The organism is Streptomyces tardus, from assembly GCF_018101125.2.
Classification (GTDB): domain Bacteria; phylum Actinomycetota; class Actinomycetes; order Streptomycetales; family Streptomycetaceae; genus Streptomyces; species Streptomyces tardus.
In genome coordinates this window covers 3,109,501-3,125,438 of record NZ_JAELVF020000001.1, presented here as the reverse complement: position 1 = coordinate 3,125,438, position 15,938 = coordinate 3,109,501, and the positions used below count along the sequence as shown (strand labels likewise).

Genomic DNA, 15,938 nt, shown 5'->3' with positions numbered 1-15,938 from the left:
TCAACGCAGGCCCGTACAACGCAGGCCCGTCAACGCAGACCCGTCAACCGTGCGCTCCAGCGAGCACACACTCCGCCAGACCCGCGGCCCGGTGACCGCACGGCACGGCACGTGCGTCGCGCGACCGGTGAGCCCGGAAGTCCGGTGGGAGGTGCGAGAGGTGCGAGAGGTGGAGAAGTGGGCGGGAGCCGCCGCACCCCCGGTGGACAGGCCACCGGGAGCGGGACGACGGCGACTCCCGCCGGGCACGGACGCGTCAGAGTGCGTCACGTGCAGGGCCGCCAATGAGTCCGGGAGCCGCTCCGGAAGCTTGGCGCCGCTGCGTCGGCTGCGATGCCGACACCCACCACACTGCCGTACCGGTGTTAACCCCACTTTGCGGCGCCGTGACACTTGCGGTGCGGTTCGCGGGCGCCCGTACGCGCAGGGCCCCGCGAAGGTCTCGACTCCCCCACTGCGCGGGCGAGTCGACGGATCGCCGCTCGGCTCACTTCGCCGTGCGCGCCAGAAAGGCCAGCAGGTCCTGTCGGCTGACCACGCCGGTGGGCTTGCCCTCCACCAGTACGATCGCCGCGTCGGCGCCCTCCAGCACCGCCATCAGGTCCGGCACCGGCTCGCCCGACCCGACCTGCGGCAGCGGTGCGCTCATGTGCTTCTCCAACGGGTCGGCCAGGCTCGCCCGCTTGGTGAACAGCGCGTCCAGCAGCTCCCGTTCGACCACCGAGCCGACGACCTCGGCCGCCATCACGTCGGGGTGGCCGGCGCCGGGCTTGACGATCGGCATCTGCGAGACGCCGTACTCCCGCAGCACGTCGATGGCCTCACCGACGGTCTCGTCCGGGTGCATGTGCACCAGCGAGGGCATCGCGCCCTCCTTGTGCTTGAGCACGTCCGCGACCCGGACCTCGTCCTTCTCGCTCTCCAGGAAGCCGTAGTCCGCCATCCACTCGTCGTTGAAGATCTTGCTGAGGTAGCCGCGTCCGCTGTCGGGCAGCAGCACCACGACGACGTCCTCGGGCGTCAGGCGCTCGGCGACCTCCAGCGCGGCCACCACCGCCATCCCGCAGGAGCCGCCCACCAGCAGCCCCTCCTCGCGGGCGAGCCTGCGGGTCATCCGGAAGCTGTCCTTGTCGGAGACCGCGATGATCTCGTCGACGACCTTGCCGTCATAGGCGGTCGGCCAGAAGTCCTCGCCGACGCCCTCGGTCAGATACGGCCGCCCCGAGCCGCCGGAGTACACCGAACCCTCCGGGTCGGCGCCGACGATCCGCACACCGCCCTCGGACGCCTCCTTCAGATAGCGCCCGGTGCCGGAGATGGTGCCGCCGGTCCCGATGCCCGCGACGAAGTGGGTGATGCGTCCCTCGGTCTGCTCCCACAGCTCCGGGCCCGTCGTCTCGTAGTGCGAGCGCGGGTTGTTGGGGTTGCTGTACTGGTCGGGCTTCCAGGCTCCGGGGGTCTCGCGCACGAGCCGGTCGGAGACGTTGTAGTAGGAGTCCGGGTGCGAGGGGTCGACGGCCGTGGGGCAGACCACGACCTCGGCGCCGTACGCCCGCAGCACGTTGATCTTGTCCGTGGACACCTTGTCCGGGCAGACGAACAGGCAGCGGTAGCCTTTCTGCTGCGCCACGATCGCCAGGCCGACACCGGTGTTGCCGGAGGTGGGCTCGACGATGGTGCCGCCCGGCAGGAGTTCGCCGGAACGTTCGGCGGCCTCGATCATCCGGAGCGCGATACGGTCCTTCACCGAGGCTCCGGGATTGAAGTACTCCACCTTCGCCAGGACGGTGGCCCCGGTCGGTGAGGCGACGTTGTTCAGCTTGACCAGCGGGGTGTTGCCGACAAGCTCAATCATGGACTCGTGATACTGCACAGTGGTCTCCGCGTTCTCGGGGCACCCGCGGTCGCGGGCCCGTGTCAGCAGCCTATTGCGACGTCAACGGCACAAGCACGCGTTCCGCGGTCGCAACAATGGGCAACCAATGGGCAGCAGAGCGATCAGGGAGCACGGCACTACACGACACGGGAACCGGGGGCGGCGCCCTCGGCAGGCGTGCGCAGGGAGGCGGGACCGGATTTATGTCCAGGGCGACGGTGGCACGGCGGATCGCGACAGCGGCGGCGTTCGGCGGGGGCGGGATCGGGCTGCTGGGCGGCGCCGCGGTCGGACTGCTGCTCGCCGAGGCGCAGTTGGCCAAGCGCAGGCTCGGCATCTCCGACGACGTACCGCCGATGGCCGACGGTCTCTACGGCACCGCGTTCGGCCGCGATCCCCTGGTGGGGCGCCCGCTGCTGCTCGGTTTCCTCGGTGACTCCACCGCCGCCGGCCAGGGTGTGCACCGTGCCCGGCAGACACCCGGCGCGCTGCTGGCCTCCGGCCTCGCCGCCGTCGCCGAACGCCCCGTCGAGCTGCGCAACGTGGCGCTGCCCGGGGCGATGTCGGACGATCTGGAGCGCCAGGTCATCACTCTCCTCTCGGAGCGGGAACGCGCTCCCGAGGTCTGCGTCATCATGATCGGCGCCAACGACGTCACCGGCCGGATGCCGCTCGCGGCGTCGGTGCGCCACCTCTCGGAGGCGGTCGCGCGGCTGCGCACAGCCGGCAGCGAAGTGGTCGTGGGCACCTGCCCGGACCTCGGCTCCGTCGAGCCGGTCGGCCAGCCGCTGCGCTGGCTCGCCCGCAGGCTCAGCCGTCAGCTCGCTGCCGCCCAGACCATCGCGGTGGTCGAACTGGGCGGCCGTACGGTCTCGTTGGGCGATCTCCTGGGACCGGAGTTCGCCGCCAACCCCGGGGAGCTGTTCGGCCCGGACAACTACCACCCCTCCGCCGAGGGCTACGCGACCGCCGGGATGGCCGTACTGCCCACCCTCTGCGCCACCCTGGGGCTGTGGCCCACGGCCGAGGAGCCGGTGGAGCCCGCGCGGCGCGAGGGCGTGCTGCCGGTCGCCAGGGCCGCGGCGGAGGCCGCGGCGGAGGGCGGCACCGAGGTCGTCGCCACGCGAGGGCCGTGGGCCCAGTTGCGGCACCGCAGGCGCCGGAGGGTGCCCGCACAGGATCCCGAGCCCACCGGCACGGAGGAGACGGCCGGTTCGCAGGAGGCGACCGGCACGCAGGCCACAACGGAGAACGGGACCGGGCCGGACGGTGGCGAGGGTCCCGCGGCGAAGGATGTCGACGGCAACGCGTCGCCCCGCCGGACCCACCCGCCCCTGCGCTGAGCACACCGCTCCGACTCCGCGGCACACCCTCGGCGGGCGTCAACACCCCACCGCCACAGGGTGAAGGGCCCCGACCGTCTCCCGGTCGGGGCCCTTCGCTCTCAGGCGGACGTGGGCGCGGACTCCGTGCCCACCACCGTCACTCGGCCTTGATCGACTCCAGCATGTTCAGCTTCGCCGCCCGGCGGGCCGGCCACATCGCGGCCAGCACGCCGACCACCGCGGCGAGCGCGAGGAAGATCAGCAGCCGGTCCCACGGGATCAGCAGCGCGTAGGTCGAGAGGCCGGAACCGATGACCTCGCCGACCGCCCAGCCGAAGAAGACGCCCAGGCCGATGCCCATGACGCCGCCGAACAGGGCGATCACCACGGACTCCAGCCGGACCATCCGCTTCACCGCGCGCCGGTCGAGACCGATGGCGCGGAGCATCCCGATCTCCTGGGAGCGCTCGAACACCGACATGGCAAGGGTGTTGACAACGCCGAGCACGGCGACGATGACCGCCATGGCCAGCAGACCGTAGAGGATGTTCAGCAGCATCGTGAAGAGCATCGCGATGCCCTCGGAGATGTCCTCCGGGTCCTGGATGAGGACCGCGGGGTTCTTGCCGAGCGCCTCCTCCAGCTTGGTCTTGTTGGCCTCGGTGATGCCGCCTTCCATCTTCACCATGACCTGGGTGTCGCCGACCTGCTTCATGTGCGGCTCGATGGTCCGGGTGTCCGCGAGGACGCCCTGGATCATCTGGTTGCCCTCATAGATGCCGGTGACGTTGAGCTTGGCGCTCCGGCCGTCCTCGTAGGTGACCGGGAGCGTCGTGCCCTCCTTCCACCCGTTCTTCTTGGCCATGTCCCTGTCGACGACGACGTTGTTGCCGTTCAGTTCGTCGAACGAACCGGACTCGAAGTTGAGGGTGAGGAGCTTCTCGATGTCGCCGCCGTTGACGCCGGCCACCGTCTCCTTCTTGCCCTCGACCTCGGCCTGGGTGGTGCGCAGCGGGCTGACCGCGGTGATGGCCGGGTCCTGCTCCAGCTTCTGGCCGACCTCGGGCGCCAGCGGCGACATGTTCGCCATGCTGATCGTGTAGTCGGCCTTCAGGGAATCGGCCGCCATCTTGTTGATGGCTTCCTGGAAGCTGCTCGCGATGACCGTCATACCGGTGATCAGCGTGAGGCCGATCATCAGCGCGGAGGCGGTGGCCGCCGTACGGCGGGGGTTGCGGACCGAGTTCTGGCGGGCGAGCTTGCCGGAGATGCCGAAGACGCGCAGCAGCGGCGTCGCGGCGGCGATCAGCGGACGGGACAGCAGCGGCGTCAGCACGAAGACACCGACGACCAGCAGCAGCGCGCCGATGCCCATGATGCCCTTGGCGTCGTCCATGCCCATGCCGGTGCCGGCGAGCACCAGGGCGCCACCGCCGGCTGCGAGCACCGAGCCGATGGAGTTGCGCACGACCAGCGAGCGGGTGGTGGCCGCGGCGTGGATGCTGCTCATCGCCGCCACCGGCGGAATCTTGGCCGCCCTGCGCGCGGGCAGCCAGGCGGCGAGCATCGTCACCAGCACACCCACGGCGAACGAGGCGATGACCGCGGAGCTGCCGATCACCAACGGGCCGTCGGGGATGGTCATTTCGAGGCTGTTCATCAGCGAGCGCAGTCCGGCGCCGATGCCGATGCCGGCCAGCAGGCCCAGTACCGCGGCGAACGTACCGACCACGGCCGCCTCGATCAGCACCGAGCGGGTGACCTGCCGGCGGCTGGCACCGATGGCACGCATCAGCGCCAGTTCCTTGGTGCGCTGGGCGACCAGCATGGTGAAGGTGTTGGCGATGATGAAGATGCCGACGAAGAGCGCGATGCCCGCGAAGACCAGCAGGCCGGTCTGCATGCCGCTCATCTGGGTCGCGATCGCCTCGGACTGGTCCTCGGCGAGCTTCTCGCCGGTGACGGCCTTGGTGTCCTTGGGGAGGATCTTCTCGACCTGGCTGCGCAGCTCGCTCTGGGAGGTGCCCTCGGCGGTCTTCAGAATGATCTGCTCGTACTCGCCGGGTGCGGTGAAGAGCTGCTGGGCGGTCTTGGAGTCGAACAGCACGAGGGTGCCGCCGGCCGCGACGTTGCCGTCGTCGGTGTTGAAGATGCCGACGATCTTGTCCTGGCGGACCGGACCGTCGACGGACATCCGCACCTTCTCGCCGACCTTGTAGCCGGTGCGCTCGGCGGTCTTGTAGTCGAGCGCGATCTCACCCGACTTCTGGGGCGCGCGGCCGTCCTTGAGCGGGTAGCGGGGGTCCTCGCCGTTCTGGCCGACGTAGTAGTTGCCGCCGGTGGTGGCCCAGCCCTCACCGACGAGCTTGTCGTCCTTGTCGGCGAGCGCCGCGAAGCCGGAGGCCTCGCCGATCACCGAGGCGGTGCCCGGAAGCTTGGCTGCGTCTTCCAGCAGCTTCTGGCTGAGGCGCTCGGGCTGGCCGAGGCCGTCGTACCCGTCGCGGTCGGCCTGGAGGGCCACGTCCACGTGGGAGAAGCCCTCTTCGGAACTCTTCTGGAATGCCTGCGAGATGGTGGAGGTGAAGACGAGGGTGCCGGAGACGAAGGCGACACCGAGCATCACGGCGAGCGCTGTCATCAGCAGCCGCGCCTTGTGCGCAAGCACGTTGCGCAAGGCGGTACGGAGCATGAGAAATCCTGGTGGGAGACCCCCTCCTTGAGCTGTGGTCCGCGAGCGGCGCGTGCAGCGTGGAGAAGGTGGCGAATGACGAAGGGTGAGGACCGTCAGGTCGTCTGCGACCGGTGGGCCGGTGTCGGAGACTGGCTCGACCGACCGGCCCTCGGCTCAGCTGGTGCGGCCCTTCGCATCGAAGCCCTTCATGCGCTCCAACACGGAGTCGGCGGTGGGCGCCTGGATGTCGTCGACGATGCGGCCGTCGGCGAGGAAGATGACGCGGTCGGCGTAGGAGGCGGCGACGGGGTCGTGCGTCACCATCACGACGGTCTGGCCCAGCTCGCGGACGGAGTTCCGCAGGAAGCCCAGGACCTCGGCGCCGGAGCGGGAGTCGAGGTTGCCGGTGGGCTCGTCGCCGAAGATGATCTCGGGCTGCGAGGCCAGCGCGCGGGCAACGGCGACACGCTGCTGCTGACCGCCGGAGAGCTGGCTCGGCCGGTGCTTGAGCCGGCCGGAGAGGCCGACGGTCTCCACGACGCGGTCCAGCCACTCCGTGTTCGGCTTGCGGCCGGCGATGTCCATCGGGAGCGTGATGTTCTCCATCGCGGTCAGCGTGGGGAGCAGGTTGAACGCCTGGAAGATGAAGCCGATCTTGTCGCGGCGAAGCTGGGTGAGCTTCTTGTCCTTCAGCGCGGTCAGCTCCACGTCCCCGATGCGCGCCGAGCCGGAGGAGATGGAGTCAAGGCCGGCCATGCAGTGCATGAGCGTCGACTTGCCGGAACCGGAGGGGCCCATGATCGCGGTGAACTGGCCCTGGTGAAAGTCGACGGACACCTGGTCGAGTGCGATCACCTGCGTCTCGCCCTGGCCGTAGACCTTCGAGAGGTCCGTGGCGCGAGCCGCGGCGACACCTGAGTTGGCGACGTAGGCGCCTGGCTGGGTGGTAGTGGTGGTCACGAACTTGACTCCTGTGCGAGGGGACGAAGAGGTACCACTACATCGTCGCCCCGCCACGCCTCTCCGGGATCAGCCCCTGATCCGGTCTTGGCCGGGCCCACAGGCGTATCCGCCACCGGGCCGGCTCCTACCTGGGGATGACATGCCCGCGATGGATCCAGCCACGAGAAGGAACTACTTTGCGACATTCCTGATCTACTGGCATATGCTGCCAGCGCCCTTCTGGCCAGAAAGGGCCACAAGCAGACCTCGGCGCACACATAAAATAAGACAACGGCCTTGCCGTGTACCGCAGTTCGGAACTGAAGGCCGACTAGGCTGCGTCTCGCACCAGTGAGTGGTCAAGCAGCTACCGAGCTGCGCGGCTCCTGTGAGTCGGTGCCCGGGTGGTGGAATGCAGACACGACGAGCTTAAACCTCGTTGGCCTACGTGGCCGTGCCGGTTCAAGTCCGGCTCCGGGCACACCTCGCCGCTTCTGGTCCGCGCCTCGCGCGCGGACGCGGTACTTCCTCGTCCCGCCGTCGACGGCGGCGCCCACGGACCGGCACCCCAACTCCGCACCGCCCGGACACTTCTGACGTGCTGCCACCTCGTCCCGGGCGCATTCGATCCCTGTCACGACCGACCCCGGACACTAGCGACCCCCGCGCCCGCCGACGCGCTGACGACCCGTCGGGCCACGGGAACGTCGGAGCGCCCGGGCCGACCGGACTGCGAAGACCGTGGAACCTGCGGGAACGCCGAAAGGGCGCCCACACCACGGAGTTGGTGGGCGCCCTCGGGCGTGCGGTCGACTGTCGCGCCGAACCTCAGGAAGCCTTCGCGCCGGCCTTCTCGGCGTCGCGCTGCTCCTGGACCGGCTTGGCGTCGGCGGGCCTCGGCGCCGGCTTGGCCGCCTCGTAGAACTCCTCGCGCGGGTTCTCCATGGCGCCGAGGGAGACGACCTCGCGCTTGAGGAACATGCCCAGGGTCCAGTCCGCGAAGACGCGGATCTTGCGGTTCCAGGTCGGCACCGCCATGCCGTGGTAGCCGCGGTGCATGTACCAGGCGAGTCGGCCCTTGAGCTTGATCTTCATCTTGCCCATCACGATCATCGCCACGCCCTTGTGCAGTCCCAGCCCGGCGACCGCACCCTTGTTGGCGTGCTTGTAGTCCGACTGCGGGAAGCCGCGCATCCCGGAGATCACGTTGTCGCCGAGAGCCTTGGCCTGGCGCAGCGCGTGCTGGGCGTTGGGCGGGCACCAGGCGTCCTTGTTGCCCGCGGCGCGAGCGGCGAGGTCGGGCACCTGCGCGTTGTCACCGGCCGCCCACACATGGCCGGTGCCCTTCACCTGGAGGGTGGCTTCGGCCTCGACATGACCGCGCGGGCCCAGCGGCAGGCCGTAGCGGGCGAGCACCGGGTTGGGCTTGACGCCCGCGGTCCACACGAGGGTGTTGGAGTCGACCTCCAGGCCGTTGGCCAGCACCACGCGGCCGTCGACGCAGGAGTTCATCGAGGTCTCCAGATAGACCTCGACACCACGCTTCTGCAGGTGCTCCAGCCCCCACTTGCCCAGCTGCGGGCCGACCTCGGGGAGGATCTTGTCCGCGGCGTCGACGAGGACGAAGCGCATGTCCTCGCGCTTGACGCTCGGGTAGTACTTGCACGCGTCGCGGGCCAGGTCCTCGATCTCGCCGATGGTCTCGGCGCCGGCGAAGCCACCGCCCACGAAGACGAAGGTGAGCGCCCGGCGACGGGCCTCCTCGTCCTTGGTGGAGTCGGCCTTGTCGAGCTGCTCCAGCACGTGGTTGCGCAGACCGATGGCCTCCTCCACGCCCTTCATCCCGATGCCCTGCTCCGCGAGGCCGGGGATGGGGAAGGTGCGGGAGACCGCGCCGAGCGCGACGACGAGGTAGTCGAAGGGAAGTTCGTAGGAGTCACCGACGAGCGGGGTGATCGAGGCGACCCTGCGGTCCTGGTCGATCGTCGTCACTCGTCCGGTGAGGACCTCCGCACCCGGCAGCACCCGCCGCAGCGGGACCACGACATGTCGGGGGGAGATGGAGCCTGCAGCCGCCTCGGGGAGGAACGGCTGGTACGTCATGTACGAACGCGGGTCGACGACGGTCACGGTCGCCTCGCCGTATCGCATCTTCTTGAGGATGCGGCGAGCGGCGTACAGACCGACGTACCCGCCACCTACGACGAGGATTCGAGGACGCTCCGTGGTGCTCATGCCATCGAGTATCCCCCCTCCCCATGGGGGGTGCTCGTGAGCCCCTTCACAAGCACCTGGACGACTTCTGCTACACTCCCCCGCCGTCGTGACCGGAATGGATCATTCCGGCAGGCTCGCACCCTCGCGCTCCACCTCGTCCACCGTCGTGAGCTGCAGAGTTGGACCGTACCAGCGAGTAGCGAGCGGGCGGGCGCGCGGTTCGCGCCGGAGCGGGCGCACCGCCCCGAGGGCCGCACGCCGAGGGTCGGCGGGGCCGGTACGGCCCATCGGGTGCCGATCGACTGCCCGCAGAGGTCATTTTCTTGTGAAGAAGTTCACGAAGTTTCTCGCGAGGGTGCGCGAGCCACCCCTCCCAGGGCCCCCGAACCCCTTCCGCGGCCCGGCGCCACAAGGGCTCGGAGCGGTCGGCCAGGCCCACCGGCAGAGCGCCGACCCGCCGCCCCCGCCGCCGAAAACCACGCAACCGGCTCCTGCGCACCGACGCCGGGAAGCTCGCCGACCCCGCCGGGCTCCACCGGCTTCCGCGGACCCCGGCGGGGCGACGCAGGCCGTTGTCGGGTCACCTCTCGCGGGCAGCCGTCGGAACGATCAGAAGGTCGCGGTGAAGCGGTACGCGTGGTGGTCGGAACCGAACTTCTGGAGGCGCTTCACCTTGGAGTTGTTCACCGAGCCGGTGGCGTAGGACTGGTCGATCGGCACGCCCTTGGCACCCTCGACGCGGATGTAGTCGACTCCGGCCGGCAGCTTCAGTGCCTTGCGCCGGTTGAAGTCACCGACCAGGAAGATCGGCAGGTTCGGGTGCTTCTGGTGCAGGGTGCTGATCGACTTGCGCAGCTTCTCCGCGTGGGTGAGCCAACGCGCCTGGCGGTTGGGGTGCTTGCTCCAGGCGCCGGAGATGAAGTGCGTGTTCATCGCGACAAGGCGCTTGTTCGTCTTCTTGTGCTCCAGGACGGCCCACACGACGTAGCGGTTCGGCGTCACCTTGGCCTCGCCCTTGTGCGTCAGCTCTGCGGCGCCCTTGACGAACTCGAACGTGTCCTTGCGCCAGGAGATCGGCACCTGTCGCGCCGGCTCCTTGCCTGGCATGAAGTGGCCGTATCCCCCGAGCGTGGCCCTGAGCCGCTCCCGGTCCTGCGGGTCCTGGACCTCCTGCCAGCCGATGATGTCGGCGAACGGCCGGTACTCGGCTTCGCCGCGCAGCACGTTGTGCGTACCGACCGTCATCGTGACAGCGGCCCTCGCACCGGACGACCCGTCCTCCTGGGACGGTGCGGCGCCGGCGGGCACGGCGGCGAGCGCGACCAGGGAGGCCATCGGGATCGCCGCCGAGACGATCAGCGTCTTCCTGCGCTTGTTCACGAACAACTCCTCGCTGCTGAACGGTCTGTGCGGGCGCCGGTCCGCTCAGGACCCGAGCAGGCACTGGCCTCGGCGCACCCCGCTGTCTGCCGGTCGACGGCGTGCGACCGGTACGTGTTCGGCCCGACACACCGACCCGACCACAAGTACCGGCCGGACATACAACTGACCTACAAACCGGGGCCGTTCAGGGAAAGCGCCGGAGCCCAGGCGCGCAGCGGCAGATCCGGGCCATCGACCGACTCGAGGCCGACTCGAGGCCGACTCGAGGCCGTGCGCATCCTGACCGCACTGACTGCTCTCGGCGACCATCCGTACCGCGAGAACGCCGACATCAAGAACCTCACCGGCCCCTCGGGGCTCCACCGGCTGCGAGTCGGCAACCACCGGGTCGCGTACCTGATCGACGACGGTGAACTCGTCGTCCTCGTCGTCAGGGTGGGCCACCGGCGGGACCTCTGTCGCAGCCTGTAGCGCCCGCTCCTTCTACTGCGCGTCGAGTGCGGTGTGGATCGCGATGCCGTCGAGGATGTCGTGTTCGCTGACGACGACCTCCGGGGCTCCGCAGCGTTCCATCACGGCTTGCAGGATCACCGCGCCCGAAGCGATGACGTCGACCCTGCCGGGGTGCATCGCCGGGATGGCGGCACGTTCTGCGTGGGTGGAGGTCAGCAGCCGGGCGGCCAGTTCGCGCACCGCCGAGAGCGGGAGCCGGCTGTGGTGGATGGCGGCCGAGTCGTACTCCGGGAGGTCGAGGTGGATCGCGGCGAGCGTCGTGACGGTGCCGGCGAGGCCGACGAGGGTACGGGTCCCGGTCAGCGGCACGGTCCGTTCCGCCTCGTCGAGCGCGGCGTGGGCATCCGCGCGGATGGCGGCGGCCTGCTCGGCAGTGGGCGGGTCGCCGACTTCGCCGTCGGTCAGCAGATGGCGCTCGGTCAGGCGTACGCAGCCGATGTCCACGCTCCGCGCGGCCCGCACCTCCCGTTCCCCCACGACGAGTTCGGTGGAGCCGCCGCCGATGTCGACCACCAGATAGGGGGTGGGCAGATCCGACCCGGCCAGCTCCCTGGTGGCGCCGGAGAAGGAGAACGCGGCCTCTTGGTCTCCGCTGATCACCTCGGGGAGCACCCCGAGGATGTCCTGGACACCGCGCACGAAGTCCGCGCGGTTCTCCGCGTCGCGCGAGGCGGAGGTGGCGACGAACTTGACGTGTGTGGCGCCGAGTCGGCGGATCTCCTCGGCGTAGCGGCGGCAGGCGTCGAAGGTGCGTTCCAGGGCCTCGGGGGCGAGCCGGCCGGTTCGGTCCACGCCCTGACCGAGCCGGACGATCTCCATCCGCCGGGACAGCTCGGCGAGTTGGCCGGTGGCGGGGTCGATGTCGGCGACCAGGAGGCGGATCGAGTTGGTGCCGCAGTCGATCGCGGCGACCCGCACGGGGACGGAGGCGCTCATCGTCCGGCCTCCTCGCCGCCGCAGGCCCCGGGGGTCACGCAGGGGCCCTTGCGCCACCACTCGGGCAGCAGGGCGATCGCCTCGTCGCCGAGCGGGTTGACGCCGGGGCCGGCGACCAACGAGTGGGCCACCAGTACGTGCAGGCACTTGACGCGGTCGGGCATCCCGCCCGCGCTGGGAAAGCCCTGGAGCACCTCGATGGCGTCCCGGCGGGCGATGTAGTCCTCGTGGGCCGCACGGTAGGCCGCCGCGAGCTCCTCGTCCTCGGCGAGGCGGGCGGTCATCTCCTTCATGACGCCCTCCGCCTCCAGCGTGCCGATCGCGGAGGCCGCGCGCGGGCAGCTGAGGTAGTACGTGGTCGGGAACGGCGTACCGTCCTCCAACCGCGGCGCGGTCTCCACCACATCGGGCTGTCCGCACGGGCAGCGGTGCGCGATGGCGCGCAACCCTCGCGGCGGGCGGCCGAGTTGCTGCTGGAATGCCTCGATGTCCGCCTCGGTGGGCGTCGTCGGGTCGGTCGGGGGCGGCGCGGTGTCCATACGGGCTGGTCTCTTCAGTTCTGCTCGGTGGCGTGGGTGCGTGGGTGCGGGAGTGCGTGGGTGCGGGAGTGCGGGGGTGCGGGAGTGCGGGGGTGCCGCCGGAGCACGGGCCGCGGCGGCGGTTGCGGGCCGACGGCGTGGGCCGACCGGTCAGCGGATGGTGGCCTGGGGGCGGTCGGCGGCGTCGACGCCGTCCCACAGGTTCTCGTACCAGGCGCGGTCGGAGGCGCTGCGGTCCGAGGGCCTGCGCTCCTCCTCGCGACCGTGGCGCATCGTGTAGCCGATCTCGCCGGGGCGCAGATAGTGCAGGTGCCGGCGGGCCTGCTGCTCGACGTACGCGGGGTCGCGCCAGCGGGCCTTCTCCTCGCGCAGCTCCCGCACGCGCTCCCGGGCCTCCTGGGCCTGTCGCCGCTGGTCGGCGATCTCCGAGCGCTGCGAGACGTACTGCCTTATCGGATAGGCGAGCGCGACGATCAACGAGCAGACCACCAGGACCAACAACGCGGCCCTGCCGGTGAGGCGACTGCGACGCGGTTTGCGGAGCCTGCGGTTCTGGGCCCGGTAGACCCGCGCCGCGGCCTCCTCGCCGAGCGCCCGAAGCCGGGTCGCCGTGGAGGTCGCGGCCAGGCCCTGCCGCCGTTTGTCGGCGGGACGCTCACGCCCACGGTCCGCGGCCACATCGTCTCCCTGTCCGTCACACCACTCGTCCCGGCTCACGGTACGGGACCGTGGGCCGGGACGAGGAGGTGACGGGCTGTCGCGTGACGGGGTCAGCCGTTGAAGCGCGGGAAGGCGCTGCGACCGGCGTACTCCGCGGCGTCGTCGAGGATCTCCTCGATGCGCAGCAGCTGGTTGTACTTGGCGACGCGCTCGGACCGGGCCGGCGCTCCGGTCTTGATCTGACCGCAGTTGGTGGCGACGGCGAGGTCGGCGATGGTGACGTCCTCGGTCTCGCCGGAGCGGTGGCTCATCATGCACTTGAAGCCGCTGCGCTGGGCCAGCTCGACGGCGTCCAGGGTCTCGGTGAGCGAACCGATCTGGTTGACCTTCACCAGCAGGGCGTTGGCCGACTTCTCGTCGATGCCGCGCTGGAGGCGCTCGGGGTTGGTGACGAACAGGTCGTCGCCCACCAGCTGGACCTTCTCGCCCAGCTCGGAGGTGAGGGTCTTCCAGCCGTCCCAGTCGTCCTCGAACAGCGGGTCCTCGATGGAGACCAGCGGGTAGGCGTCGACCAGCTCGCCGTAGTACGCCGACATCTCCACCGCCGTACGGGACTTGCCCTCGAACTCGTACGAGCCGTCCTTGTAGAACTCGGAGGCGGCGACGTCCAGGGCGAGCGCGATGTCGCGGCCCGGGGTGTAGCCGGCCTTCTCGATGGCCTCCAGGATCAGGTCCAGGGCCTCGCGGTTGGAGCCGAGGTTGGGGGCGAAGCCGCCCTCGTCGCCGAGGCCGGTGGAGAGCCCGCGCTCCTTGAGGACCGCCTTGAGCGCGTGGTAGGTCTCGGTGCCCCAGCGCAGCGCCTCGGAGAACGACTCGGCGCCGATGGGCGCGATCATGAACTCCTGGATGTCCACGTTGGAGTCGGCGTGCGAGCCGCCGTTGAGGATGTTCATCATCGGGACCGGCAGCAGGTGCGCGTTGGGGCCGCCGAGGTAGCGGAAGAGCGGCAGGTCGGACGCCTCGGAGGCGGCGTGCGCGACCGCGAGCGAGACGCCGAGGATGGCGTTGGCGCCGAGCGAGGACTTGTCGGCGGTGGCGTCCAGGTCGAACATCGCCTGGTCGATCAGCCGCTGCTCGGTCGCGTCGTAGCCGACCAGCTCCGGGCCGATCTGCTCGATGACGGCCAGCACGGCCTTCTCCACGCCCTTGCCGAGGTAACGGCCCTTGTCGCCGTCACGCAGTTCGAGGGCCTCGAAGGCGCCGGTGGAGGCGCCGGAGGGGACAGCGGCACGGCCGGTGCTGCTGTCGTCGAGGCCGACCTCGACCTCGACCGTGGGGTTGCCTCGCGAGTCGAGGATCTCGCGGGCTACGACGACGTCGATGGACGGCACGAGGGTCTCCTTCGTGTGTGGCGGCTGTCAGTCGAGAGCCTAGCGTTCCCACGGCACCGACCGACGCTCCCGTCCCTGCGGAGGGCCGTCACGGCCTCTGAGCCACGGGGGAAGGCGCAGCTCAAAGGCGCGTGACGAGTTTGTTTTTAGCTGGAATAAATTCCCCGGGTGCGAGGACGCGCCGTCCTGCACGGCACTCGCGGAAGACGTGTCGCCGCCGAGAGCAAGGGAATTGCCCTGAATCTGCCGATTGGCGGCTTTGACAGTGGTACGCATGTCGGCGCGACCGGTGCCGCCCGGGCTGTCCGCACCACCCTGACCTGCCCGGACTATCCGGGTTGCTGGATCTACCGGCTTGTCTCCGCGTCGTCCTCTTCGCCGAGTTGAAGGAGCTGGCCGGGGAGGATGTGATCCGGGTCCTCGCCGACGGCAGGCCGGTTCGTCTCGTACAACTCGGGCCAGCCGCCCGCCAGTTCGTGCCGTTCGGCGATCGAGGTCAGGGTGTCGCCGATCTCCACGAGGTGACCGTCGTCCCTGCCGCTGCGATCGGCCCTGTCCTTCTCGGCGGGGTCCGGCCGGCCGCGGTGCTTGCCCGAGCCGGAGCCGGGATCGGACTCGGCAGCCCCGTCGGTCGGATCGTCGGGGTCGTCCGTGCCGATCCGGCCGTCGTGGCCGCCGGACGGGTCGCCGGCGCCCTTGCCGTTGTCGACCTCTTCCTCGGCGGCGTCGCTGTTGCCGCTGCCCGAGCCGGCGCCCGACGAGTGCTCGGGGTCCGGGTCGGTGTCCTGCTCGCGCTCGTCCGGGGAGGGGACGGAGGTGTCTCCGGGCGGCTTCGGCGAGTCGGAGCCGTCGGAGTTGTCGGGGCGCTCCTTCTCGTCGGCGTCCTCGGAGTCGTCGGCGTCGTCGGAGTCGTCGGAGTCGGAGTCGCCCGGCTTCTGGGCGTCCTCGTCCGCGTCATCCTCGTCCGCGTCGCCCTTGCCGTCGTCGTCGCTGTCCGCGTCGTCGCTGTCCGCGTCGTCGCTGTCCTCGTCGCCGCCCTTGTCCGGGCCGGGGAGGGGGAGTTCGAGGTCCGGGGCCTCGTTGACCTCCTCCTCCAGCCCGCTGTCGACGGCGCACGCCGGCCAGGCGCGCGGGCCCTCGGCGGCGAGGATCTTCTCCGCGACCCGGATCTGCTGGCCGCGGCTGGCGAGGTCGGGGCGGTCCGCGAACTCCGTACCGCCGTACGCCTCCCAGGACTTCAGGGTGAGCTGGAGGCCTCCGTAGTAGCCGTTCTCCTTGTTCAGACTCCACGCGCCGCCGCTCTCGCACTGGGCGACCGAGTCCCAGGTCGAGGCCTCCACGGCCTGCGCACCCGAGGCGCCCAGCAGCGAGGTGGCGATTCCGGCCCCGGCCACCCCTGCGGTGACCAGGAGGGCGGGAGCCTGACGAGGGCGGCGATGGCGGCCTTTCCCGGAACGCATGCGGTGCCTCTCCTGAAGTCCTGTG

General features: G+C 70.3%; 11 protein-coding genes, 1 tRNA gene and 1 pseudogene. 3 read left to right on the top strand and 10 right to left on the bottom strand.

The window, feature by feature from the left end; all coding sequences use genetic code 11:
- Positions 1–487: 487 nt before the first annotated feature.
- Positions 488–1,873 carry a cystathionine beta-synthase gene (locus JGS22_RS13410; protein WP_211040851.1) on the bottom strand — a complete coding sequence of 462 codons (1,386 nt, stop codon included), beginning with the start codon at positions 1,871–1,873 and terminating at the stop codon, positions 488–490.
- Positions 1,874–2,079: 206 nt separating this feature from the next.
- On the opposite strand from JGS22_RS13410, the gene JGS22_RS13405 reads away from it, so the two are divergent.
- Complete coding sequence (locus JGS22_RS13405; RefSeq protein ID WP_211040850.1) at positions 2,080–3,219, top strand: SGNH/GDSL hydrolase family protein; 1,140 nt, start codon at positions 2,080–2,082, stop codon at positions 3,217–3,219.
- 139 nt (positions 3,220–3,358) lie between these two features.
- Here the strand turns inward: JGS22_RS13405 and JGS22_RS13400 are convergent, their stop codons facing one another.
- Positions 3,359–5,890, bottom strand: a complete 2,532-nt coding sequence (locus tag JGS22_RS13400; RefSeq protein WP_211040849.1) for an ABC transporter permease — start codon at positions 5,888–5,890, stop codon at positions 3,359–3,361.
- A 156-nt stretch (positions 5,891–6,046) separates the two neighbouring features.
- Complete coding sequence (locus tag JGS22_RS13395) at positions 6,047–6,832, bottom strand: ABC transporter ATP-binding protein (protein ID WP_211040848.1); 786 nt, start codon at positions 6,830–6,832, stop codon at positions 6,047–6,049.
- 380 nt (positions 6,833–7,212) lie between these two features.
- Between JGS22_RS13395 and JGS22_RS13390 the strand changes: the two genes are divergently transcribed.
- A tRNA-Leu gene (locus JGS22_RS13390) sits at positions 7,213–7,295 on the top strand.
- A 347-nt stretch (positions 7,296–7,642) separates the two neighbouring features.
- On the opposite strand, the gene JGS22_RS13385 is transcribed toward JGS22_RS13390, so the two are convergent.
- Together JGS22_RS13385 and JGS22_RS13380 are read right to left on the bottom strand one after the other, a co-directional pair.
- Entirely contained in the window at positions 7,643–9,049 is a 1,407-nt protein-coding gene (locus tag JGS22_RS13385) for an NAD(P)/FAD-dependent oxidoreductase (RefSeq protein ID WP_211040847.1), read from the bottom strand.
- A 591-nt stretch (positions 9,050–9,640) separates the two neighbouring features.
- On the bottom strand, positions 9,641–10,411 hold the full coding sequence (locus tag JGS22_RS13380) for an endonuclease/exonuclease/phosphatase family protein (RefSeq protein WP_211041578.1): 771 nt from the start codon (positions 10,409–10,411) through the stop codon (positions 9,641–9,643).
- Between the two features lie 224 nt (positions 10,412–10,635).
- On the opposite strand from JGS22_RS13380, the pseudogene JGS22_RS13375 reads away from it, so the two are divergent.
- A pseudogene (locus JGS22_RS13375) lies at positions 10,636–10,885 on the top strand (type II toxin-antitoxin system RelE family toxin).
- Between the two features lie 12 nt (positions 10,886–10,897).
- Here the strand turns inward: JGS22_RS13375 and JGS22_RS13370 are convergent.
- From JGS22_RS13370 to JGS22_RS26825, 5 genes are all read right to left on the bottom strand, one after another.
- On the bottom strand, positions 10,898–11,863 hold the full coding sequence (locus tag JGS22_RS13370; protein ID WP_211041580.1) for a Ppx/GppA phosphatase family protein: 966 nt from the start codon (positions 11,861–11,863) through the stop codon (positions 10,898–10,900).
- A complete protein-coding gene (locus tag JGS22_RS13365) occupies positions 11,860–12,402 on the bottom strand; it encodes a DUF501 domain-containing protein (RefSeq protein WP_211041581.1) in 543 nt (180 codons plus the stop codon). Before JGS22_RS13365 ends, JGS22_RS13370 begins: the two co-directional genes overlap by 4 nt.
- A gap of 150 nt (positions 12,403–12,552) precedes the next feature.
- A complete protein-coding gene (locus JGS22_RS13360; protein WP_211041594.1) occupies positions 12,553–13,029 on the bottom strand; it encodes an FtsB family cell division protein in 477 nt (158 codons plus the stop codon).
- A gap of 143 nt (positions 13,030–13,172) precedes the next feature.
- A complete protein-coding gene (gene eno / locus JGS22_RS13355; RefSeq protein ID WP_211041582.1) occupies positions 13,173–14,453 on the bottom strand; it encodes a phosphopyruvate hydratase in 1,281 nt (426 codons plus the stop codon).
- Positions 14,454–14,800: 347 nt separating this feature from the next.
- Complete coding sequence (locus JGS22_RS26825; protein WP_211041583.1) at positions 14,801–15,913, bottom strand: LysM peptidoglycan-binding domain-containing protein; 1,113 nt, start codon at positions 15,911–15,913, stop codon at positions 14,801–14,803.
- Positions 15,914–15,938: the final 25 nt, after the last annotated feature.